The 22,362-nt window shown below is 48.8% G+C and carries 19 protein-coding genes and 2 tRNA genes; 14 read left to right on the top strand and 7 right to left on the bottom strand.

Annotation, left to right across the window (positions count from 1 at the left end; genetic code table 11):
• Positions 1-304: 304 nt before the first annotated feature.
• The 4 genes from ACYQ2M_RS05745 to ACYQ2M_RS05730 are packed head-to-tail and all read right to left on the bottom strand — an operon-like array spanning position 305 to position 4,742.
• A complete protein-coding gene (locus tag ACYQ2M_RS05745) occupies positions 305-1,024 on the bottom strand; it encodes a pyridoxine 5'-phosphate synthase (RefSeq protein ID WP_459915366.1) in 720 nt (239 codons plus the stop codon).
• Between the two features lie 12 nt (positions 1,025-1,036).
• Positions 1,037-1,444, bottom strand: a complete 408-nt coding sequence (gene ybeY, locus ACYQ2M_RS05740; protein ID WP_459915365.1) for an rRNA maturation RNase YbeY — start codon at positions 1,442-1,444, stop codon at positions 1,037-1,039.
• Positions 1,434-3,794, bottom strand: coding sequence for an HD family phosphohydrolase (locus tag ACYQ2M_RS05735; protein ID WP_459915364.1), 2,361 nt, complete (start codon positions 3,792-3,794; stop codon positions 1,434-1,436). The genes ybeY and ACYQ2M_RS05735 overlap by 11 nt, the downstream gene beginning before the upstream one ends.
• A gap of 9 nt (positions 3,795-3,803) precedes the next feature.
• The gene (locus ACYQ2M_RS05730) at positions 3,804-4,742 is read right to left on the bottom strand and encodes a PhoH family protein (protein ID WP_459915363.1); all 939 of its coding nucleotides are present in this window, start codon (positions 4,740-4,742) and stop codon (positions 3,804-3,806) included.
• 195 nt (positions 4,743-4,937) lie between these two features.
• Here ACYQ2M_RS05730 and ACYQ2M_RS05725 point away from each other — a divergent pair, with 195 nt between their 5' ends.
• Genes ACYQ2M_RS05725 through hisF form a run of 4 tightly spaced genes read left to right on the top strand, consistent with a single transcriptional unit; the run spans position 4,938 to position 7,685 of the window.
• The gene (locus tag ACYQ2M_RS05725) at positions 4,938-5,486 is read left to right on the top strand and encodes a CvpA family protein (RefSeq protein ID WP_459915362.1); all 549 of its coding nucleotides are present in this window, start codon (positions 4,938-4,940) and stop codon (positions 5,484-5,486) included.
• Positions 5,447-6,256, top strand: a complete 810-nt coding sequence (gene mazG, locus ACYQ2M_RS05720) for a nucleoside triphosphate pyrophosphohydrolase (RefSeq protein WP_459915361.1) — start codon at positions 5,447-5,449, stop codon at positions 6,254-6,256. The genes ACYQ2M_RS05725 and mazG overlap by 40 nt, the downstream gene beginning before the upstream one ends.
• Positions 6,253-6,888: an imidazole glycerol phosphate synthase subunit HisH gene (gene hisH / locus ACYQ2M_RS05715; RefSeq protein WP_459915360.1), complete on the top strand. Its 636-nt coding sequence runs from the start codon at positions 6,253-6,255 to the stop codon at positions 6,886-6,888. Before mazG ends, hisH begins: the two co-directional genes overlap by 4 nt.
• Positions 6,882-7,685, top strand: coding sequence for an imidazole glycerol phosphate synthase subunit HisF (gene hisF / locus ACYQ2M_RS05710; protein ID WP_459915359.1), 804 nt, complete (start codon positions 6,882-6,884; stop codon positions 7,683-7,685). Before hisH ends, hisF begins: the two co-directional genes overlap by 7 nt.
• Positions 7,686-7,832: 147 nt before the next feature.
• On the opposite strand, the gene ACYQ2M_RS05705 is transcribed toward hisF, so the two are convergent.
• On the bottom strand, positions 7,833-8,192 hold the full coding sequence (locus ACYQ2M_RS05705; RefSeq protein WP_459915358.1) for a hypothetical protein: 360 nt from the start codon (positions 8,190-8,192) through the stop codon (positions 7,833-7,835).
• Positions 8,193-8,384: 192 nt separating this feature from the next.
• Positions 8,385-9,674, bottom strand: coding sequence for a class II fructose-bisphosphate aldolase (locus ACYQ2M_RS05700; RefSeq protein ID WP_459915357.1), 1,290 nt, complete (start codon positions 9,672-9,674; stop codon positions 8,385-8,387).
• Positions 9,675-10,170: 496 nt separating this feature from the next.
• On the opposite strand from ACYQ2M_RS05700, the gene ACYQ2M_RS05695 reads away from it, so the two are divergent.
• From ACYQ2M_RS05695 to ACYQ2M_RS05680, 4 genes are all read left to right on the top strand, one after another.
• Positions 10,171-10,755, top strand: a complete 585-nt coding sequence (locus tag ACYQ2M_RS05695) for a TetR/AcrR family transcriptional regulator (protein ID WP_459915356.1) — start codon at positions 10,171-10,173, stop codon at positions 10,753-10,755.
• A 417-nt stretch (positions 10,756-11,172) separates the two neighbouring features.
• Positions 11,173-13,239: a (Fe-S)-binding protein gene (locus tag ACYQ2M_RS05690; RefSeq protein WP_459915355.1), complete on the top strand. Its 2,067-nt coding sequence runs from the start codon at positions 11,173-11,175 to the stop codon at positions 13,237-13,239.
• 45 nt (positions 13,240-13,284) lie between these two features.
• Positions 13,285-14,076: an electron transfer flavoprotein subunit beta/FixA family protein gene (locus ACYQ2M_RS05685; RefSeq protein ID WP_459915354.1), complete on the top strand. Its 792-nt coding sequence runs from the start codon at positions 13,285-13,287 to the stop codon at positions 14,074-14,076.
• Positions 14,076-15,041: an electron transfer flavoprotein subunit alpha/FixB family protein gene (locus ACYQ2M_RS05680; RefSeq protein ID WP_459915353.1), complete on the top strand. Its 966-nt coding sequence runs from the start codon at positions 14,076-14,078 to the stop codon at positions 15,039-15,041. The genes ACYQ2M_RS05685 and ACYQ2M_RS05680 overlap by 1 nt, the downstream gene beginning before the upstream one ends.
• 151 nt (positions 15,042-15,192) lie before the next feature.
• Here ACYQ2M_RS05680 and ACYQ2M_RS05675 read toward each other — a convergent pair whose 3' ends face one another.
• Positions 15,193-15,390, bottom strand: coding sequence for a hypothetical protein (locus tag ACYQ2M_RS05675; RefSeq protein ID WP_459915352.1), 198 nt, complete (start codon positions 15,388-15,390; stop codon positions 15,193-15,195).
• Positions 15,391-15,927: 537 nt separating this feature from the next.
• Between ACYQ2M_RS05675 and trkA the strand changes: the two genes are divergently transcribed.
• The 6 genes from trkA (at position 15,928) to ACYQ2M_RS05645 (ending at position 22,214) form a co-directional block, all read left to right on the top strand.
• Positions 15,928-17,292: a Trk system potassium transporter TrkA gene (gene trkA / locus ACYQ2M_RS05670; RefSeq protein ID WP_459915351.1), complete on the top strand. Its 1,365-nt coding sequence runs from the start codon at positions 15,928-15,930 to the stop codon at positions 17,290-17,292.
• On the top strand, positions 17,292-18,740 hold the full coding sequence (locus tag ACYQ2M_RS05665) for a TrkH family potassium uptake protein (protein ID WP_459915350.1): 1,449 nt from the start codon (positions 17,292-17,294) through the stop codon (positions 18,738-18,740). The genes trkA and ACYQ2M_RS05665 overlap by 1 nt, the downstream gene beginning before the upstream one ends.
• Positions 18,741-18,815: 75 nt before the next feature.
• A tRNA-Lys gene (locus ACYQ2M_RS05660) sits at positions 18,816-18,891 on the top strand.
• 18 nt (positions 18,892-18,909) lie between these two features.
• A tRNA-Glu gene (locus ACYQ2M_RS05655) sits at positions 18,910-18,987 on the top strand.
• Positions 18,988-19,390: 403 nt separating this feature from the next.
• Entirely contained in the window at positions 19,391-20,860 is a 1,470-nt protein-coding gene (der, locus tag ACYQ2M_RS05650) for a ribosome biogenesis GTPase Der (protein ID WP_459915349.1), read from the top strand.
• A 1-nt stretch (position 20,861) separates the two neighbouring features.
• The gene (locus ACYQ2M_RS05645) at positions 20,862-22,214 is read left to right on the top strand and encodes a replication-associated recombination protein A (protein WP_459915348.1); all 1,353 of its coding nucleotides are present in this window, start codon (positions 20,862-20,864) and stop codon (positions 22,212-22,214) included.
• Positions 22,215-22,362 lie beyond the last annotated feature (148 nt).

Below are 22,362 nucleotides of genomic sequence, written 5' to 3'. Positions count from 1 at the left end.
AAAGAAATTCTGGGTTTCGATTGCGGTGGTTAAACAATAGCCGTGTAATAGCTGGCATATTTGAATCTATTTTGAGTATCCTGGGCAATCCATGGCAACCAAAGTTAGAATCAAGGCATTAAAGAATGTGCTGCCCTCCGCATGAAAAGGCTATGGTTTCTTATATGGCGAATTGGAAAGATACACAAGGAAAAATTGGACATGTTTCGATTTTCGTCCCTCCATGGGTTACCTAAGGTTGCAAACAGCTTTCCTACCTTTTTTAAATCTTGTCAGGCACAGTTACCCCCGTGCTTTTTTCTGTTTAAAGGCTTTTAATTAGAGCAAGCATGTCCCGCACAGCGGTTTCCATTCCCGTCAAGGTAGCCCGGGCAACAATGCTGTGACCGATGCTGAATTCATCTATGATATCAAATCCCTTAAATGCCTTGATGGTGTTGTAACACAATCCATGACCGGCATTTACCTCCAGTTTTAATTTATGTCCCATGGCGGCTGCATCCACAATCCTTGAGAATTCAAGGGTTCGTTCCTGGGCCGTTGCCGCATCACAAAAGGCACCGGTGTGTATTTCAATCATATCGGCATCAATTTTGTGGGCCATGCGGATTTGTTCCAGGTCCGGATCAATGAAAATACACACAGCCATACCTGCATTTTTAAGTGTGGATACGCTTTGACGGATGACGGCATGGTGGGTGATCAGATCCAGGCCCCCTTCTGTGGTGAGCTCTTCTCTTTTTTCGGGAACCAGGGTGACTGTGTCGGGTTTAATTTCCAGGGCAAGCCCCAGCATTTCCGTGGTGGCGGCCATTTCAAGGATGAGTTTACTCTGGACAATCTGCCTTAAAATTTTCACATCCCGTTCCTGGATGTGACGTCGATCCTCACGCAGATGGACAACAATTCCATCGGCCCCGGCCGTTTCTGCGGCAACGGCTGCGGCAGCCGGTTCCGGATAATTAATGCCCCTTGCCTGTCTTAAAGTGGCAATGTGATCCACATTCACCGCAAGATTTGCCATGTTTCCTCCTGATTAAAATATTTCAAGATCCGGGTTGGGCTCAAGGAGCCGGATCAGTTCAAGGCTTTTTTCTTCCATTTCCAGGGCATCGTCATCCCCGCGTTCATGGTCATAGCCCACCAGATGCAGGATCCCGTGTATCAACAGCTGACTGAGCCGTTCATCTCTGGTAATTCCCGCCGTTTGGGCCTCTTCTGTAGCTTTTTCCATGGAGATGACAATGTCACCAAGAAGGGGAAGCGGAATGTCTGGGCCAGCTTCCGGCGGGAGGAAGGCCATGCCCTGGTCCTCGTCCGGTCCAAGCATGGGGAAGGCCAGTACGTTGGTGGGGCGGTCAATGTTCCGGTAGGTCCGGTTCATTTTCCTGATGCCGTCATTGTCGGTGATCACAATGGACAGTTCATGATTTTTATATGCCAAGGCGTTTAAGATTCTGCTGGCTTTTTGGCTTATGCTGTCCTTTGGGATCTTTGTCAGATTTTCCTGAATCAGAATCTGTATGTTCTTTTTTTCCATTGGGTTCTTTTTTTGTTTCCTGGGGTTTATCAGTGTATTCAATGCGATGGTGGTAAAGCCCTGTGAGAATTTTATTGAAACTACCGGCAATCTGGTGCAGATCCTTCAGAGTCAGTTCACACTCTTCCAGTTGCCCATCGGCAAAGATGGCGTTTATAAGATCCTGGACACGTCCCTGGATACGGGCCGAGGTAGGTCGTTCCAGGGTTCTTAACGCGGCTTCAACCACGTCTGCCAACATGACAATGCCAGCTTCCCGGGTCTGGGGTTTGGGTCCGGGATATCTGAAATCACTTTCTTTAACGGCATCTTCCCCATTGAGTTTGATGCTTTTATTATAAAAATAACGGATGAGGCTGGTGCCGTGGTGCTGGCGAATGGTGTCCACGATGTCACTGCCAAGCTTGTGTTCTTTGGCAAAGGCCACTCCTTTTTTTACATGCTGGATGAGAATCAGGGCTGACATGGAAGGGGACAGCTTGTCATGACGGTTTTTCCCGTCGGTCTGATTTTCGATGAAATAAAGGGGTTTGTCCAGTTTGCCGACATCGTGGTAGTAGGCGCATATTTTGGCCTTTAATATGCTGGCCCCGATGGCAGAGGCCGCTGCCTCGGCAAGGCTTGCCACTATGATGCTGTGGTTATAGGTGCCGGGGGCTTCCACCATGAGGCGTTTCATGAGGGGCTGGTCCAGGTTGGATAATTCCAGCATTTTGATCTCCGTGGTGTACCCGAATAGCATTTCTACCACCGGGGTTAATCCCGCCGTGATCACCCCGGAAATGAATCCGCCGCATGCGGCAAGGAGTCCATCTTTTAAAACAGGGGCAATCTCGGGGCTGGCTGCCGCATACAGGTACAAAAAAAAGGCTAGAATGGCATTGAAGATTGCCAGTCTGAACCCTGCGGAAATAAAGGTTTTTCTTTGCCTGCATTCACTGACCCAGAAGGCTCCTGCCATGCTGCTTAAAAAGAAAAAAACAAAGACATCCATGCGACTTGAAATAATGATGGATACCAGCAGAGAAAGCAGCAGAGAGAAATAAACGGCCACATGAAATCCCAGAAACATGCAAACGGTCATGGCCCCGGCCCCCAGGGGGAGAAGCATGTAAACCGAGGTGTCTCCCATGATCAGTGGAAGTGCCATATCCACCTTGCCTGCAATGGGTACCCCAAGTTTTGCTATGATCAGAAAAATCAGCAGCAGGCAGGTCATGAAGATGATGTTGCGGTTATGATATTTCTGGAGATTTTCGTGGTCTTTTAAAGCCGTGAAATAAACGGTGAATATGGAAAAAAATATCAGAAGCCCGGAGCCGATACGGGCCACAAAAATATTTTTTCCATGGCTCTGCTGCCGAAGGGCTTTGAGTTTTACTATTTTGAGTTCATCCACCCGTTCGCCTTCCCGGAGGATCATTTCTCCTTTTTTAATTTGGTAGAGAACAGGTTTGACCTTTGCCTGGGCATCCTTTATGCGTTGTTCGGTCTCATTCCTGTTCATGGTGATATTGGGAAGCATTAGGCGCTGGCAAATATCCACAATGAGATTACTCAGCCCATAGCTAAGGCCTTTTAAGAGGGGGTCGCCAACAATTCGCACCATGGTTTTTGCCTGGTCCGGCCCATAAAATGACTTCAGGGTTGTCACCAGACGTTCTTCGGAGGAATCTATGGTTTTTAAAAGGATTCCCTTGTCCTCTTCTTTTAAGAGAATTTCCTTGTTGGCCACCACCCCGTTATCCAGAATTTCCTTCAGGATGGTTTCAATGAGCTGGGTAATCTCCTGGGAAAACTCACTTTTGTATAAAATGCTGTAGGCACCTTTGCTCATGGGAATCCCAAGGGTTTCTTCAAATTTTTCCCTGCTGGCCATGACCATGGCAAGACTTGGTGGGGCTTCTTCTTCACCATGATTGAACAGTTCCCGGGGCTGGGCAAAGGCCTGATCTATGCGCTGGGCAATGCGTTGCAACAGCCCTGGATCATAGTCGTAGACAAAGGGAATGGTGCGCACCGTGGCTTGCTGGTTCTGGAGGGTTGCCTCCCTGTCTTCAATGAAAAAGTCTCTGGGGGCTTTGATATCCCTTTCTGCAATGTCCCCCTGTCGGTAAGCTTCTGTGATATTGGTGTCATCGGGACCAAGGACCATGGTGATAAGCAGGGTAAGGCAGATCAGTAATGCCCAGAGAACACCAGTGCTGGTGCCGATAAAAATGGAAATGGCCTGGAATCTGCTGTCAGATTTCATTAAAACACCCTATTGTTTTTCATAGGCATCAATTATTCTGGAGACCAGTTGGTGACGAACCACATCAGATTTGGTGAAAGAGATAAATTCCAGACCCTCTATTTTATTGAGCAGAGCCTTTGCCTCCACCAGGCCCGATTGTTTTCCCGTGGGAAGATCAATTTGGGTGATATCACCGGTGATGACGGCCTGGGAGCTGAATCCCATGCGGGTTAAAAACATTTTCATCTGCTGGGAGGTTGTGTTCTGGGCTTCATCCAGAATAATAAAGGCATTGTTAAGGGTTCTGCCACGCATGAAGGCCAAGGGAGCAATTTCAATGGTACCCTGTTCAATCATATCCTTTGCCTTTTCAAAGGAGAGCATGTCATAAAGGGCGTCGTACAGCGGGCGCAGGTAAGGATTTATCTTTTCTGCCAGATCGCCGGGGAGAAAGCCTAGGGCTTCGCCTGCCTCAACTGCAGGTCGGGCCAGAATAATCCGGTTGACTTCCCCCCGGGACAGGGCCGCCACGGCCATGGCGACGGCCAGGTAGGTTTTGCCTGTGCCAGCCGGGCCGATGGCAAATACAATATCGTTTTGTTGCACGGCCTGGTAATACCGCTGCTGGTTTTGATTTCTGGGGGTAATAGGCTTCTTTTTCACCGTGGTTAAAATGGTGTTGAGAAACAGTTCCCGGATGCGGCAGGAGGGGTCTTGGTTTATGGCCTTTATGGCGGAGTCAACATCGGCGGGCTGCAGGGTGAATTTTTTCTGGAGCAGTTCGTAGAGCTGGTGCAGGATGGATTCCGCCACAGTAACCTTCTGGTCATCCCCCTGCAGGGTCAGTGTATTGCCCCTGGCATCAATTTTTATTCCCGCACCGTCGGCCACCCGTGCCAGGTGATCATTGTGCCGACCAAACAGCTCCTGGGCCAGGGAGATATTGTCAAAAGTCAATTGTTTCATGGCCCATAGATTGCACTCTCTTGGCGAAAAGGTCAATAAAAAATCTTGACGTTGTGGAGGTGCTCCTGCTAATTATGCCTTAATTTAGATGTTAAGATTAGGGGGTTGCCTTTCAATCCGATCCCGGCCATGCGTGTTTCTCCATTTTTGAGTAATGGCCTTCGTGGAAATAATCTTTTTTAATATGGTGAAAACATGAACACTTTTGATATTATTGTGATGGTCATCATTGCCCTTGGCCTGATTCGGGGGTTGTTTCGTGGATTTGTCAAAGAGATTGCCTCCATTGCCGGGATCCTGGCCGGGTTCTATGGTGCATCTGTGTATTATCCCATGGTGGGAGAGCTGCTGGGGAACTGGATTGATGCTACAATATATCGTGATCTGTTGGGCTTTTTCCTGCTTTTCATGGCAATTGTCGTGGGCGTGGGGCTTGTGGCCAGCCTGCTTCGTTATGTTTTAAAAATTGCCTTTCTGGGGTGGGTGGATCGATTTTGCGGCATGGTCTTTGGTGCGGCAAAGGGACTGCTGGTGTGTGTGGTGATTTTCATCATTGCCACGGCCCTGGTGCCCGGGCAGAGTAACTGGATATCCACCTCCCGCCTGTCTCCCTATTTAGGGGAAGTGTCCCGGTGGGCAGCTGTTTTTGTGGACAATGATATGAAAACTCAGTTTCAGATAAAAATGAAAAGGATGAAAGCGTTTTGGGAAAAACAGAGCATGACCGTCAAAACCAGGGTATAAATGAACTGATGGACATCATCCGCACATTGCGCGGAGAACAGGGCTGTCCCTGGGATAAGAAGCAGACACCGGAAACCATGTGGAAATGCCTTGTGGAAGAGGTGTATGAACTTCTGGAAGCCATTGAAGAAGACGATGTGGACGGCGTGTGTGAAGAAACAGGAGATGTATTGTTTCAACTGCTATTCATCGCAGAAATTTATCGCGAAAAAGGTGGGTTTGCATTGTCTGAAAGCATGGAGGCCATAGCATCCAAAATGGTGCGCCGTCATCCCCATGTATATGCCAATGCCGGTCTTGAAAATGAGCAACAGCTGTGGGATCGTTGGGAGGTCATCAAGAAGGAAGAAAAAAAAGCGGCCGGCAGGCGTGTCGGGGCCTCAGTCCTGGATGCCATCCCCTCGGGTATGCCTCCGTTTTTGCGGGCCTATAAAGTCTCTGAAAAAGCTGTCCGTGCCGGGTTTGATTGGTCCGGCATGGAGCAGGTTCTTGACAAGGTTCAAGAAGAACTGACGGAATTTAAAGAGGCTCTTGCCACGGGTAATCAGGACCACATTGCCACGGAATTTGGAGATGTGATGTTCACCATGACCAATGTGGCAAGGCTTGCAAAAATTCATCCGGAAACCGCCCTGGCCCGATCCACGGAAAAATTTGAAAAACGATATAGAAAAATGGAAACCGAACTCACCGGTCGGGGGCTTTCATTAAAGGATGTACCCCGGCAGGAGCTTGAACATTTATGGGATAAGGCGAAAAGAAACGTATGATTGCAATTGTAGATTATGGAGCAGGAAATTTAACAAGTGTGGCCCGGGCCGTGTCCTTTCTGTCTTTTGAGAGTATCATCACCGATGACCCGGCAAAGATTATGGCCGCTGACCGGGTGATTTTTCCGGGGGTGGGGGCTGCCGGGGCTGCCATGGAAGTTATGGCTCAGCGGGGTCTTGATGATGCCCTGAAAGAGGTATTTGTCGCCGGAACACCCATGCTGGGTATTTGTGTGGGGTGTCAGATTATCATGGATACAAGCCAGGAAAACAATACCAGCTGCCTTGGGCTGATTCCGGGCAGTGCCCGGGCCTTTTCCGATACCATGCCGGCCGATCATGGTGGGGATGGCTTTCTTAAGGTGCCCCACATGGGATGGAACGGGCTTGAGGTTGTCCGGGATCATCCCCTGTTTGCAGGTGTGGGCAGGGAGGATGAATTCTATTTTGTTCACTCCTATTACCCGGACCCGGACAGTAAGGATGCGGTATTTGGTACCACGGATTATGGGATCTCCTTTGCCTCGGCTGTGGGAAAAGACAATTTGTTTGCCACCCAGTTTCATCTGGAAAAAAGCGGTAAGCCCGGACTTTTAATTTTGAAGAATTTTTGTGAGTGGACACCATGTTAAGTAAACGAATTATTCCCTGCCTTGATGTGCGGGAAGGCCGAACCACCAAGGGCATTAAATTTGAAAATAATATAGAAATCGGCGATCCTGTGGAAATGGCCCGCTTTTACTATGAAGCCGGTGCCGATGAACTGGTGTTCTACGACATCACTGCGTCCCATGAAAAAAGAGATATCATGATTGATGTGGTGAAAAAAGTTGCACGGACTATCTTTATTCCTTTTTCCGTGGGGGGGGGGATCCGTACCCTGGAGGATATGCGGGCCGTACTCCTGGCCGGTGCGGAAAAGGTAAGCGTCAATTCAGCGGCGGTGAAAAATCCCGACATCATCTCCCAGGGTGCCAGAGCCTTTGGTAATCAGTGTGTGGTGCTTGGCATGGATGTTAAGTATGTGGGGCAAAAGCACGGAATTCCTTCGGGCTATGAGATTGTTATCAATGGCGGACGTACCTATATGGGAATAGATGCCCTGGAATGGGCAGAAAAAGGGCAGGCCCTGGGGGCTGGAGAGATCTGTCTTAATTCCATTGACGCCGATGGAACAAAGGACGGGTATGAAATGACGCTGACCCGCATGATTTCAGAGAATGTCAATATCCCTGTCATTGCCTCTGGAGGAGCCGGTACCCCTGGGCATCTTGCTGAGGTTTTAACCCATGGCCGGGCAGATGCAGCCCTCATTGCCTCAATGGTTCATTTCGGCACCTATACCATTGCAGAAATTAAATCCTTTTTGACCCGCAGGGGCGTGAAGGTCAGAAAGACCGAGATTGATCACAGTCTGAGCCATTCTTAACCCTTTGTGATGCAACGGGGTCGGAGCCTGACCCCGTTTTCCAGTCACCCGATGAGATGATTTAAGGCCCAGACCCATGTCTGATCAAACCCGTGATGACATTTTTATATCTGTTCCGGCAGAATCGGCGGCCAGGGACACCGGATTTTATTCGCCGGTGCCCAGCTCAATGGTTTTTTTTATGCGGACATTGTTTTCATTGAGAATGCTGAAGGAAAACAGATGGCTTCTTGCGGCCGGAGATATCCGTGGCAAAGGTCTGCAGGGCGTAATGGCAAATTCCGGCTGGGCATGCTGTTCCATGTAGCGGCGGGGACCCATCATAGTGATTTTTGACAGGATACTTTCCGTTATTTTGTTTATCACCATTTCTTTTTTGCTTTGGGCAATGACATTTATTTTCCAGCCCAGTGCAGGCACCTGTTTTTTATCATTATGCCATGATTGTTCCAGCTTGCGACAATAAAGGGTCAGAATGTTTTGTATTTGATACACGGGTACCGCCATTGAAACCGTCTCCTTTTTTCCCTTTTGCTTGCTTGGGGCTGCTCTGCCCCCTCCCAATAATCCAGCATGGTTTTATTTTTTAGCTGAGTGCTGTTTTTACCTGGGCGGCTGCTCCCTCCCCAAGGGGGGGACTGATATTATCACCAACCCCCAGACTGGACAGTTTTGAAAGTATGAGCTGATGGCGGGGAGTTAATCGTCAAAGTCGCCATCGGGCCCCTTGTCGGACTTAATCAGCGAGGCTTTCTCTCTTATTTTATCTGGTGTCCACTGGGTGGGTTCTTCCATTCGCCGGGCCTGGGGGCCGGGATCAAATGATGCCGTTGTCATAATATCTTCCATGACAAATGCGGCTGTGTCTTCTGCGTTGAAAACAGTGGTCAAAAGATTGTAGACAAAACTTTCCACCCCCTGGGACATACGCTGTCTGATTTCCCGTGGCTGAGCCAGGAGTTTGTTTTCAAAGGGCAGATTAAGTTTTTTGAAGTCCCCGGCCTTTAAATTGTTCTTGCGTGCAAAATCACACATGTCTTCCCATATTTCCCGGGACATCCCCTGGCCCTGCATTTTAATGAAATTTCCCCCGTCATCCAGGATGGCATTACCGTAATCATTGACCTGTATACCCCAGGAAATCATCTGGAGAGCTGTTGCCACATTGGCCTTGGTGGTTCGGGTTTCCGCAGCAATGGATTTAAGCCTTTCCGAACTGTTCCCGGAGGTGCCGTGCTGGGCACCAGATACATTGTATGTCAACAGTGCATCATGAATTTCCCGGGTCAAGGGAACATCAATGCCGGAACCAGTTGCTTCTATGCCATGGGTTGTACCATTATTAAGGGCGATCCAGTTGGGAAAAATGTCGTGGGCATTGAGGCCCTGGATAAGAAACAGCGCTTCCTGGGGGGTTGACATGCCCAGTTTCCCTTTTATTTCACCTACTTCAGTTTCAAGCCCTGCCCAGATGGGAACATAGGAATTCAGGGCAATATTGGCCAGAAGGTTGTCGTCATCGGGCATGTGGGAGGCATCAATGGCAATGGAGGTGATGCCAGCCTCAAAAAGGGTGGGAATTTCAATCTGTGCCCGGGGTACCTCGGATAGGGATTTGATTCCGAAGTGATCGGCGTGGATGGCCACGGGTATGGTGATTTTTTTGCGATTACATATGGCATCCACCTGCCTTGCAATGTTCCAGAAATTCACTGCGCAATAGGCCCCGGTTCCGCCCTCGGATCTAGCAATTTCAATTATGATGGCGGCATTGGCTTTCTGGGCTGCCATGAGGACCCCTTCAAGGACAAAAAAATTTCTGCCGTTGGCTGCAATGGTCATGGCATGGCCTTTGCGGGTCAGTGCGCGATCAATGAATTTCCCGCTGACAATTAAGGCCCGGGAGTGGGGGAAAAGTGTCTTTATGTTGGGGGGCCGACCCAGATCCAGGGCGGTGTCAAAATCGGGATGGGGGTGAAAAATGGACATGGAGCCTCCTTATTTAATATTGGAAAAATTTCTGTTTATTTTGTTGCATGAAATTCAGAAAAAATCAAGCGCTTCTCTGTAAATGAATTCGGCGCATTCTCATTTTTTCGGCAATATCATGTCATTTTATGCATATGATTTTTTGGCAGGCGGGGTCAGGCTTCTATTGTGGGGGGATCCGCCACTGCCTAGGCAAACCGCAAGACCACCGATTATGCCAATAACGCAAGACTGCCCCCCCCCCATCAAGAATGAAGCCCCCGACTGAAAAAATGGGAATTCTTCCAATGAATCTATGCTCAGTCTTTAAATTTAGAGATAGCTGAGCTGTTTGTTTTTAGAGCTAAACGGTGTTTGTGTATTTTTTCATTTAAAAACAGTCTATTCCTATATTTTTGTAAAATATAATTGTCCTTGACAATGCTGAAAAGAATTTGTTAATGGATATGAATATAAATTCATTTAAAGTCATACTCTGAAAAAGGATCAATTCGTTTTGCTGAAAGAGAAATCTGAAAAATATTCCGCCATACTTGAAGGTGCCGGAGCCGTTTTTGCCAGGCTGGGTTTTCATAAGGCCACCATTTCCCAGATCGCCCAGGAGGCAGGGGTTGCCGATGGAACCATCTATCTCTATTTCAAAAATAAAGACGATATCCTTTACCAATATATTCAGTTTAAAACCACCGCATTTTTTGAGAAGATGCGAAGTGCAGTGGATGCCACGGAAGGTGCTGAAGAAAAACTCAGAAATTTAATCCGGTGTCACCTTAAAGAATTTCAGAATGATCGAAACATGGCCATTATTTTTCAGTCCGAAGTAAGGTATTTGAGAAATATTGCCCTGCAGGTGAAGGATATCTCCAAATGGTATCTTGATTTTCTCACAGAGATCATAGAACTGGGGCAGATGGAAGGGTATCTGAGACAGGACCTTTTCATCGGGCTTGTGAAACGATTTGTTCTCGGGGCTGTGGAGGGTATCATTAATACATGGGTGGTGGCTGAGGGCAAATATGATCTCACCGCCATGGCGGATCCCCTGGTGGATCTTTATCTTGTCGGTATTCGAAAAAGATAGGGATTGATCACAACATGGGCTAGCTGTCACCGTTGGCGGGTTAACGGGGTCAGGTTTGTGTCATTGGGGTTATAGACCGCAGCCTGTGAAAATGCCAAAGCCAAGGACAATGCCAATAACGCAAGCTTGACCCCACCCCAAAGAGGTCCATGTTGTGGTCAAGCCCAAAAGATAAATGAATGACGGCTGCTTAAATTTTTGCATTCTCAACTACCACACATTGGAATAGGGGCTAAATGGGATATATGACATAAATGGTATTCTTTTGCTAAATACCTTTTTTCCTTGATTTTTTTGTACTTCTTGATTAGAGATATGGTGGTTTGATAATGAGCTGACATGGCTTTTTGTGCCATACATTCTTCGAAAAACTAAGGTAAACCTTTAATATTAATATTTTATTATGGAGTCGAAAATATGTCACCACTGATTGGACCAGCAAGCTTTAAGTTTTTCGGGGTTTTTCCTGCTGCTGTTTTTTCCTTTGTGATACCTGTTGTGGGTGTTGCATTTTTTGCCTATATCATGGCCCGGAGGCTTGCCCCCCTGGTAAAAGCCGCGCCGGACAACCGGTTAAATGATATCCCTCGCCGCATTAAAAACCTGGCCGTGATCTGGCTTGCCCAGTACCGGCAGCCACGTTATCGGGTGGCGGGTATCTGCCATATCGTTATTTTTGCAGGTTTTTTAATTTTGTCCATTCGATCCACTTCTCTGGTGATCATCGGGCTTTCCGACGGATTTGCACTGCCGGGCTTTGATGGAGTTGTGGGCAGTATCTATAATTTTTTTAAAGACTATGCTGCCACTGCAGTGCTCATTGCCTGTATCGTGGCTGCCTGGCGACGTCTTGTGACCAAGCCTGCCCGTTATTCGGTGCCTGAGAAGTATGGAAAGGATCACACGGCAGAGGCTGTGTTTGTACTTGCCATTATCTCCACACTGATGATCTCCGAAAGTCTTTTTGAGGCCACCCAGGTGGCCGCCGAAGAGGCTGCCTTCGGCCACGGTGTTTTCCTTGCGCCCCTCTCTCTGGTGTGGATATTTAAAAAGCTGGTTGCTGGCATGTCCCAGGGGGCACTGCAGGGACTTCATATCCTCATGTATTATATCCATGACCTTACTTTCTTCTTCTTCTTATGCTTCCTGCCCATGGGTAAACATTTCCATGTCATTACTTCTATTTTCAACGTGTTTTTCATGCGGATTAAAAAGGGCAACATCAAACCGGTGAAACACGGTATTTCCGAAGAAGAGCTGGACGATCTCGAATCCTTCGGCGTCAAACGCCTGGAGGATTTCACCTGGAAACATATGCTCGATTTTTACTCCTGTGCCGACTGCGGACGATGTTCAGACCAATGTCCGGCCAATGCCGTGGGACGTCCCCTTTCCCCGCGGTTTATCACCATCAAGGCAAGGGATCTGATATTTAAAAATTATCCCCTTTCCGGTGAAATTTATAAGAGCAACCTGCTGGTGGAGGACATTTACACCGAAGATGAAATCTGGTCGTGTACCACCTGCGGTGCCTGTGAAGAAGAGTGTCCCCTGGGTATTGAATATATCGACAAAATGGTGGATCTGCGCCGGGGCATGGTGGATGAAGGAATGGTGCCCCAGTCCCTGCAGAAACCCCTCAAGGCCCTGGAAAAAAGAGGCAATCCCTATGGCATGATGGAGAAAAAACGTGCGGACTGGGCAAATGAAAAAGACTTTGCCTCCCAGTGCGATGTTAAAATTCTGGAAAAAGGTGCCACGGCAGACACCCTGTATTTTGTGGACAGCATCTCCTCCTATGATGACAATATCCAGGAAATTGCCCGGAGAACCTCTAAAATTCTGGCCCGGGCCGGCGTTGATTTCGGGATTCTTGGCAAAGCGGAAAAGGACAGTGCCAACGAGGTCATTCGATTTGGAGAGGAAATGCTTTTCCAGGATCTCAAGGCACAGAACACCGAAGCCATTCTGGAGTCCGGGGTTAAAAATATCGTCACCGCTGACCCCCATGCTTACAATGCGTTAAAGAATGATTACCAGGGGCTGCCCCCGGTGAAGCACATCAGTGAGTTGATTACCGAAAAAATCAAATCAGGTGCTTTGACCCTGAAACACGCCATCCATCCGGAAAAGGTATATGTTTACCATGATCCCTGTTACCTGGGCCGTCACAACGGTATATATGAAGATCCCCGGGAGGCTCTGGATGCCATTGAAGGGTTAAAGCGGGTGGAGTTGGAAAAAAGCCGTGATCGTTCCTTCTGCTGCGGCGGTGGTGGGCTTATGCTGTTTTATGAACCGGAGGAAGAGGTTCGCATGGGTGTGTTGCGGGTGAATATGGCAGCTGAGGCCGGTGCCAATGTGATCGTTACTGCTTGTCCCTTCTGTCTTGTTAATATTCAGGATGGCATTAAGGTGGCGGGCAAGGAAGGTGAAATTGAGGCCATGGACCTCACCCTTCTCATTGAACAGCACCTGGCATGAATATAATAAATTTTATGAATTTTTTACCTTAATTTGGAGGCCATAATGGAGATTTTGGTGTGTGTCAAGCGAGTGCCCGATACTGCTGAGAACGAATTTGAGCTCAACAGTGCCGGTAATGATCTTGATCGTGATGATCTGGTCTATTCCGTGAATGAATGGGATAATTATGCCGTTGAAGAAGCCATTCAAATTGTAGACAAAGTCGGCGGCAACGTTACGGTGGTAACCGTTGGTGATGATGAGTCAGAAGAGGTCCTCCGTCGGGAGATGGCCATGGGTGCCAATAACGGTGTCCTGCTAAGTGACGATGCCTTTGAAGGCTCCGATGGAAAGGGTATTGCAACCATCCTCAAAGCCGAGGTGGAAAAGGGCAATTATGATTTGATTCTCACTGGTGCCCAGGCCGATGAAGGTGCGGGTCAGGTGGGTGGCATGCTTGCAGCCATGCTGGATTATCCCTATGCATCCCTGGTCAATAAGCTGGAGGTGGACGGTGATTCCACCATTAAAGTAGGCCGTGAGATTGAAGGCGGTAACCAGGAAATGAACGAGATGGATCTGCCCTGCGTGCTCTCCATTCAGACTGGTATTAACGAGCCCCGCTATGTGGGTATCCGGGGTATTAGAAAGGTTGCCAAACTTGATATTCCGGTGAAAGGTGCTGCCGATCTGGGTCTGGATGCGTCCGCTGTGGGTGAAGACGGTGCCAAAGTCAAACGTGTGGATTATTTTGTGCCTGATATGGGCGATGGTGCGGAGATGCTGGAAGGTTCCACCGATGAAATTATTGCCCAGCTCATTGAAAGAATCAAAAGCAAGGGAGGGCTTGCATAATGGCTGAAATATTTGCATACATACCCCACAATGCCGGCGTTGCCGAAGACATTGCCATGGAATACCCCGAAGCAGCAAAGAAAATAGATGCCGGTGCTGCCCTTACGGCTGTGGTCACCGGTTCCGGTGCAGACCTGGACAAGGTGGCAAATGCCATGACCGATATTTATGCATCGGTGATTAAAATTGACAATGAAGCCCTTGCCTATCCCAATGCCGAAGTTGTTCGAAAGGCCCTTGTGAATGTGCTACCGGCCGATGCCATTGTCCTGCTTCCCCATAATACATTGGGAATGGATCTGGCCCCGGGTCTGTCCATTAAGATGGATTCTGCCTTTGTGGCTGACGTGGTGGACATTGACGGCTGTGATGGCAAAACACTTAATGTGGTTCGCCAGGAGCTTGGCGGTGCCGTAAGTACCCATGTTGCCTGTGATGTTTCAACAGGGGCTGTGGTGACCGTTCGCGGGGGCGCCTTTGCCCCGGTGGAAGGAAGTGCTGCAGGTGGTGCCGTGGTGGATAAATCTGCTGATGCAGGCGATCTAACCGCTAAACGTCGTTTTATTGAAGTGCTGGCCGCAGAAGTCGGGGATGTTGATATCACCAAATCCGATCTTCTTGTTTCCATTGGCCGGGGTATTGAAGAAGAAGAAAATATCTCCGTGGCCCAGGATCTTGCCGAAGCCATGGGCGCAGTGGTCTCCTGCTCCAGGCCCATTGTGGATGCCAAATGGCTGGAAAAATCCCGTCAGGTGGGAACTTCAGGACAGACCGTCAAACCCAAAGTCTACATGGCACTTGGTATCAGCGGTTCCTTCCAGCACATGGGCGGCGTAAAGGGAAACCCCTATATTGTGGCAATAAACAAGAACCCCAAGGCACCTATCTTCCAGGTGGCGGATGTGGGTGTTGTGGCTGATATCCTGGAGTTCATGCCTGAACTCACCGATGCCATATCTGGATAATAAAGCTGTAAAACGGGGTTGAAAAATATTTTATAGATATATTGTATCCCCGTGATATTTTTGTGTAGAAATATGTGATGGAAATAATTTCTTATTTAAGCCATCAACGATTTAAGGCCATGGGCTCCCTGTCGGGAGGCCATGGCCTTTGTCAGTCTGGGGAAACGATGAATTCTTCCAGTTTTTTCATCAATGTTTCAGGCCATGCCTCGGCATGGAGAAACAGATCCACCTCCTCTGGCGTCATCTGCTCCCGGAGATGGGGTGGAAGGCTTTCCAGGGCCATGCGGCGCTGGGGGTCCACTTTTGTCTCCACTGTTTTTTTCTGTTTTTTCTTTTCTTGCGTCATGGTTTTTTTTCTGAATTTGTAGGGTTGATGATGTCACCGGTACCCGGTGGCCAGGAGATTTTGATCTGTCTTAATTGATGGATCGCCGGGGTCAGGCTTGCGTTCTGTTATTTTTGACAATTATCAGCGTTTCAAGGCAGATTTCAACAAAGGCATAGACAATGCAAGCCTGACCCCACCTCCATGTGGTCCATGTTGTGAACAAGCCCGGCTTTTTATCCTGGACCTTTTTATCCTGGGCATCGAGAATTGCAGGTGCAGGGGCTCCGCCTTTCGTATATGTTATATCCAGATACCTTTCAAGGGGAAAATCACGGCGGGCTTAAGGTTGACACTGAAAGGAGCATGTAGTAAATCCACACTTTGACGATTGGGTTATGTATGGCGGTATTATGTTGATCTTCCGGGAGCTTGCCGGGTGGCTGTCTTTTCAAGGGTGGCATAACATTTCCCAGTCATCAATCTTGGTGGCCCAATGAGGTCAGGCGCGTGTGATGACCCACCCTTTTTTTTATTATATCCCTTAGGAGTCAGGTAGTGAAAATCATTATTGTGGGAGCAGGGGAGGTGGGCTATCACATAGCCAGTCGCCTTGCCTTTGAAAACAAGGATGTCGTAGTGATTGATAAATCAGTGGATGCCATTCGCAGGGTGACTGAAAATCTGGATGTCCAGGGAATTACGGCCTCCGGGAGTTCGCCGGAAATCCTGGAAAAAGCAGGTATCCGGCAGGCTGAAATCCTGCTTGCCGTGACTGACAGTGATGAGGCCAATCTTGTGGCCTGTCTCATGGCTGACATGTTGTCTCCGGCCACCAGAACCCTGGCCCGCATTAGAAATGCCCATTATGATCAGTACCATGGGGCCTTTAAAACGGCACCTCCTCACATAAACACGGTGATCAATCCGGAAATAGAAGTGGTGAAAACCATTTATCGCCTTATGAAAATTCCGGCGGCAGTGGACATGGGAGAACTGGTGGAGGGAAGGGTGAAATTTGTGGGATTGCGCCTGGATGAAAAGTCACCCATGGCCGGTGTTCGGCTCAAAGATTTTGCTTCCATGTTCGGGCAGACCCGTCCCTTGATTGCAGCGGTTGTCAGACGACAGGAACTTATTATCCCCCGGGGTGAACATCGCCTGGAGGTGGGGGATCTGGTCTACTTTATTTGTGAAAACGACCGATTAAAAGAAACCGTTGCCCTTTTTGATAAGACAATTATTACCCTGCGTCGGGTCATTATTGTGGGGGGGGGGCGTATCGGTGAGCGCTTGGCCAAACGTCTTGAAGAAGAATGCATTCACACAAAGATCATAGAATTAAATCTTGAACGCTGCCAGGCATTGTCCGAGGCCATGACAAAGACCGTTGTTCTCCATGGGGATGGGTCAGATCAGAATCTGCTTCTCGAAGAAAATGTGGGGGATGCGGATGTGCTCGTGGCTCTTACCAATGATGAGGAAACCAATATCCTGGTCTCCCTGCTGGCCAAGAATCTTGGGGCTGGAACAACCATTACCAAGGTGAGCAAGTTCAGTTACATTCCACTTATGTCCACCATCGGGCTGCAGAAGGTGGTCAGCCCCCGGTTATCGGCCATCAGCTCCATTCTTCATGACGTAAGAAAGGGAAAAATATTGTCCGCCATCTCGGTGCTGGGGGAGGAGGCGGAAATGATTGAAGCCATTGCCCTTGAAACCTCTGCCATCACCGGTCGTCCCCTGAAGAAAATATCCTTTCCGAAGGGGGCCATTCTGGTCTCCATCATCCGGGAGGATGCCATCATGATTCCATCGGGGAACAGTGTGGTGGCGCCCGGGGACCGGATTATTATTTTTGCAAGACGTCAGGTGGTGCATAAACTTGAAAAAATGTTGACGGTTAAGCTGGAGTTTTTCTGATGCGATGGCAATATATTGGAAATATTATCGGGATTCTGGTTATTTTCATCGGCGTGGTAATGCTGTTTCCCCTGGCATGCAGTCTTTTCTACCACGATGGAAGCCAGATGGCCATTGTGTTATCCATGGGATGTACCGTGTGCGCAGGGCTCTTTCTTTTCCTGGTGTCCCGAAGGTCGGGTATTGAATATATAAGTCCCAGAGAGGGCATTGCCATTGTGGCCCTGGGATGGACCGCCATAGGTTTTTTTGGCGCATTGCCCTTTTATTTCGGAGATGCCGTGCCCTGTTTCACCGATGCCATGTTTGAATCGGTATCCGGATTCACCACCACGGGTTCCTCGGTGTTCACCAATATAGAGGGGGTATCTAAAAGCCTTCTTTTCTGGCGAAGTTTTATCCAGTGGCTGGGGGGCATGGGTATTATTGTGCTTTCCCTTGCCATTTTGCCCTTTCTGGGGGTGGGGGGGATGCAGCTGTTTAAAGCCGAAGTGCCAAGTCCGGTGCCGGATAAACTGACCCCCCGCCTGAGTGATTCCGCTAAGATCCTGTGGTATGTATATGCCCTGATTTCCCTTTTGCAGGTGTTGTTTTTAATGGGGGGGGGGATGGGATTGTACGATGCTCTATGCCATGCTTTCACCACCATGCCCACGGGTGGATTTTCCACCAAAAACGCATCCGTGGCCCATTTTGACAGTGCCTATTTTGATTTTGTGTTTGTGTTGTTCATGGTGCTGGCAGGCATTAACTTTTCTCTGCATTATCAGCTGTTACGGGGCCGAACCCTGATTTTCTGGCGGGACTCCGAGTGCCGGTTTTTTCTTTTGATGTGTCTGGGGTTGACGGTGGTGGTTACCTTTGATCTGTATGGCACTGTGTATGATTCCCTTGGCAGTGCATTTCGATATGCATCCTTTCAGATTGTTTCTATTGTCACCACAACGGGGTATGCCACGGCGGATTATGAGCTGTGGCCGGGGTTAAGTCAGTTGATTATCTTTATCTGCATGTTTGTGGGTGCTTCGGCGGGCTCCACCGGGGGGGGGATGAAATGTGCCCGTCTCATGGTGTGCTTTAAATACTGCTACCGGGAACTGTTCACCCTTATTCATCCCCGGAGTGTGGCCCAGGTGAAAATAAACGATGCCGTGGTGCCGGATCATGTGCTCAAAAGCATCATGGGATTTCTGGGGCTTTATCTTTTGTTGTTTGCCGTGTGCAGTGTTATTTTATCTGCCATGGGAGTTGATATGCTAACATCCCTTGGGGCGGTGGCATCCTGCATTGGCAACATCGGCCCTGGCTTTGGCACAGTGGGACCGGTGAATAATTTTGCCCATATCCCCCTGGCTGGAAAATGGCTGCTGCTGTGGTGTATGTTGCTGGGAAGACTGGAGATCTATACCATGATTATTCTTCTTGTCCCGGAATTCTGGAAAAAGTAGGGATAAAAAATCCGGTCTTTTGAAAAAAAGAGTTGACAAGGAATTCAGGAAAGTATAAGTTCGCTTTGTTTTTGGGGGCCGTTAACTCAGTCGGTAGAGTATCTGCCTTTTAAGCAGAGAGTCACTGGTTCGAGCCCAGTACGGCCCACCACCCCAAAAATGATGTTGCGTCCCCATCGTCTAGCCCGGTCCAGGACACCGGCCTTTCACGCCGGCGACAGGGGTTCGAATCCCCTTGGGGACGCCATCAGTTTTTAAGTTTAAATAAAAAATTATAAAAGCCCCGGGAGTTTTTCCGGGGCTTTTTTTCGTTGGTGTTATCTTTTTTTATTCCCTGAACCCCGGGAAATCTCCATGGGTTTTTCCGACAGATTTTTTCCGGTTTACGCCACTGTGATCTATCCCTTAACCACATAACCAATAGTAAAATATTCCATGATCTGATTTCTCTTTCCAAGGGGACCTGGGCGACGACGATGGTCGGTTTGCTTGACATTGAAAGCGGTGCCTTTCAATATCAGAAAATGAAGCCGACGACTCTGGCGACTGCCGAGCCCTTCCACCTCCGATGCTGATACGGGTTTTTATGGGAAAAGCCTGTCCCCGGAGGATCATGGCGTGTCTTGTTTTAACTTCGGAGGTTCTACATAATGAAACCCATTGTTGCCCTTGTGGGGCGGCCCAATGTGGGCAAATCAACCCTTTTTAATCGAATGACAAAATCTCGTAATGCCCTTGTGGATGATTTCCCCGGGGTGACAAGAGACCGGCATTATGCCGATGCCCAGTGGGATGATGTTGCCTTTACCCTGGTGGACACCGGGGGCTTTCTTGTGGACGATGAGGATCAATTTGCCACTGAAATCCGGGAGCACGTTGAAATAGCGGTGGAAGAAGCCGATGTGATCGTGCTGGTGCTGGACGGCCGGGGGGGCGTTTCCCCCTTTGATCAGGATCTTGTTCACATTCTCAGAAGAACCGATAAACCGGTTTTCTATCTGATCAATAAGATCGAGAACAACCGCCAGCGGGAAGACCTTTCTGAGTTTTTTGTTCTGGGAATGGACCGATTTTTTCCGGTGTCCGCCGAGCATGGGGTGGGGGTTCCCACATTTATGGATGAGCTTGTTTCCGTGCTCACCGATGAAACCCTGTTTGACCCATACGATGCAACACAGGATGACGCCGGAAATCGGGAAATATGCATCGCCGTGGCCGGACGGCCCAATGTGGGAAAATCCTCCCTGATCAATCGCCTGTTTGGTAAAAAAAGAGTTGTGGTAAGTGAAAAGGCGGGCACCACAAGGGATGCCATTGATCTGACCCTGGAAAAAGAGGGAACCACCTTTCGTCTCATTGATACGGCGGGGATTCGACGTAAGGGAAAGGTGCGTGAGCGCATTGAAAAGTATTCCATTTTAAAGGCCCTGAAAAGCCTTGATCGCTGTGACGTGGCACTGATTTTAATAGATGCAAATGAGGGGGTCACTGACCAGGATATCACCATTGCAGGATATGCCCATGACAGGGGGTGCGGCGCACTTTTTGTGTTGAATAAATGGGATCTTCTGGAGGCGGATAGAAAGGATCAGAAGACATTCATGGAAGATCTTCGCATGAAATCCAAGTTTTTGTCCTTTGCCCCGGCCATCACCATTTCGGCCCTGACAGGCCAGCGAACCCATAAGATTCTGTCCATGGTGAAAGGCATCTATGAAGAGTACAATTATCGTATTAATACCGGACTGCTCAATCGCATTATTGAAAATGCCATTTACCGCACAGAACCTCCCCTGCACAAGGGAAAACGCTTGAAGTTTTTTTATGCAACCCAGGTGTCGGTGAAACCACCCACCATTGTGTGTTTTGTAAATTATCCGGAAGCGGTGCATTTTTCTTACAAGCGGTATCTCATCAACCAGATACGTGAAATGGCGGAGCTGGAAAAAACCCCCGTAAATTTATATTTCCGGGAAAAAACGGGAAAACTGGAATTTACCGGGAAAACCCTTGTGGAAAAACGTTACACGGCCAAGAAATCGAAAATCCATACCCGGCGAAAAAAAGAACGTGTGGAGCAGCAACGAAGAAAAAGAGCCCGGGATGGGGTGAAGTCATAAAATGGATTTGTTTGATGCCGACATGAACCGGAAAGATATGGCCCATGCGCCCCTGGCCGATCGCATGCGTCCAGGAAGTCTTGCCGAACTTGTGGGGCAGGAACATGCCGTGGGTCCCGATACGGTGCTGTGTCGTGCCATCGTCAATGACCGTTTGTTTTCCATTATCCTGTGGGGACCGCCCGGATGTGGTAAGACCACCCTTGCCGGCATCATTGCCCGTGAAACCCGGTCATATTTTCTTCAGATATCAGCCGTGCTTTCCGGGGTAAAAGATATCCGGGCTGTGATCGAGACCGCCGGAGAACAGCGAAGGTATCATGCCCGGCGCACCATTTTGTTTGTGGATGAAATTCATCGATTTAACAAAGCCCAGCAGGACGCCTTTCTTCCCCATGTTGAAAAAGGAACCATCATACTGGTGGGCGCCACCACGGAAAATCCCTCCTTTGAAGTGATTCCGGCATTGGTATCCCGATGTCGGGTGGTACCTCTCAAGCCGTTGGCTGATCATCAGATACGGCAAATTCTTGAGAGGGCGCTGGCTGACCGGGAGCGTGGGCTTGGTGCCATGAATCTTGATTTCTCAGGGGATGCCCTGGATCACATTGCATCGGCCGCCGATGGCGATGTTCGTATTGCCTTGACAAATCTTGAGGCCGCCGCTGTTTTTGTCCGTCACAGGAATCCGGGTGAACGCAAGATGGGGCCATTAATGCCCCTTAATGTCAGCCTGGGGGATGTGGAAAAGGCGGTTCAGAAAAAGGCTCTACGCTACGACAAAGGTGGGGATCAGCACTTTAATCTTATTTCCGCCTTTCATAAAAGTCTCAGAGGCAGTGATCCGGATGGTGCCCTGTATTGGTTGACCCGGATGCTTTGTGCCGGAGAAGATCCTTTTTATATTCTTCGAAGAATGGTGCGTTTTGCCGTGGAGGATGTGGGGATTGCAGATCCCGGCGCCTTGACCGTTGCCTTGAATGCCCTTGATGCCTTTAAATTTTTGGGGCATCCTGAAGGGGATGATGCCCTGGGTCAGGCAGCCATCTATCTTGCAACCGCACCAAAGAGTAATAGTGTATATATGGCGGGAAAAGCTGTTCGGCAGGAAGTGAAAAAATCGGGTAGCCTTGCTGTACCGATGCATATTAGAAATGCCCCCACCCGGCTGATGAAGGAGCAGGGGTATGGTGCCGGATATCGGTATGCCCACGATTATCAGGATGGGTATGTTGCCCAGCAGTACCTTCCTCCGGAACTGAAGGATTGCTGTTTCTATAAACCCACTGCCCGGGGATATGAGGCAACGGTCAAACAACGTCTGGATGCATGGATAGCCCTTAGGGATAAGTGATGTTTGTATTCGTGATTGATTCAGTACCTTAGTCACCCTTGTTGAATAAAAGAGATTCATAATTAGAATGGCTGAGAATGCCCGTAATTCCTTGTATGTTTTGTGCAATTTTGGTATTGACTCTGGTGATAATCGTATCAGGTGATGG

The sequence above is a fragment of the Desulfocicer niacini genome, from assembly GCF_054657595.1.
The sequence above is the reverse complement of the archived record's forward strand: the minus strand, read 5'-3'. Positions and strand labels throughout refer to the sequence as shown.

Coding starts and splice junctions, on each gene's coding strand:
- ACYQ2M_RS05745 (WP_459915366.1), bottom strand. CDS start 1,024: ATGGCAAATCTTGCGGTGAATGTGGATCACATTGCCACTTTAAGACAG.
- ACYQ2M_RS05735 (WP_459915364.1), bottom strand. CDS start 3,794: ATGAAATCTGACAGCAGATTCCAGGCCATTTCCATTTTTATCGGCACC.
- ACYQ2M_RS05730 (WP_459915363.1), bottom strand. CDS start 4,742: ATGAAACAATTGACTTTTGACAATATCTCCCTGGCCCAGGAGCTGTTT.
- ACYQ2M_RS05725 (WP_459915362.1), top strand. CDS start 4,938: ATGAACACTTTTGATATTATTGTGATGGTCATCATTGCCCTTGGCCTG.
- hisH (WP_459915360.1), top strand. CDS start 6,253: ATGATTGCAATTGTAGATTATGGAGCAGGAAATTTAACAAGTGTGGCC.
- hisF (WP_459915359.1), top strand. CDS start 6,882: ATGTTAAGTAAACGAATTATTCCCTGCCTTGATGTGCGGGAAGGCCGA.
- ACYQ2M_RS05705 (WP_459915358.1), bottom strand. CDS start 8,192: ATGGCGGTACCCGTGTATCAAATACAAAACATTCTGACCCTTTATTGT.
- ACYQ2M_RS05700 (WP_459915357.1), bottom strand. CDS start 9,674: ATGTCCATTTTTCACCCCCATCCCGATTTTGACACCGCCCTGGATCTG.
- ACYQ2M_RS05690 (WP_459915355.1), top strand. CDS start 11,173: ATGTCACCACTGATTGGACCAGCAAGCTTTAAGTTTTTCGGGGTTTTT.
- ACYQ2M_RS05685 (WP_459915354.1), top strand. CDS start 13,285: ATGGAGATTTTGGTGTGTGTCAAGCGAGTGCCCGATACTGCTGAGAAC.
- ACYQ2M_RS05680 (WP_459915353.1), top strand. CDS start 14,076: ATGGCTGAAATATTTGCATACATACCCCACAATGCCGGCGTTGCCGAA.
- ACYQ2M_RS05675 (WP_459915352.1), bottom strand. CDS start 15,390: ATGACGCAAGAAAAGAAAAAACAGAAAAAAACAGTGGAGACAAAAGTG.
- ACYQ2M_RS05665 (WP_459915350.1), top strand. CDS start 17,292: ATGCGATGGCAATATATTGGAAATATTATCGGGATTCTGGTTATTTTC.
- der (WP_459915349.1), top strand. CDS start 19,391: ATGAAACCCATTGTTGCCCTTGTGGGGCGGCCCAATGTGGGCAAATCA.
- ACYQ2M_RS05645 (WP_459915348.1), top strand. CDS start 20,862: ATGGATTTGTTTGATGCCGACATGAACCGGAAAGATATGGCCCATGCG.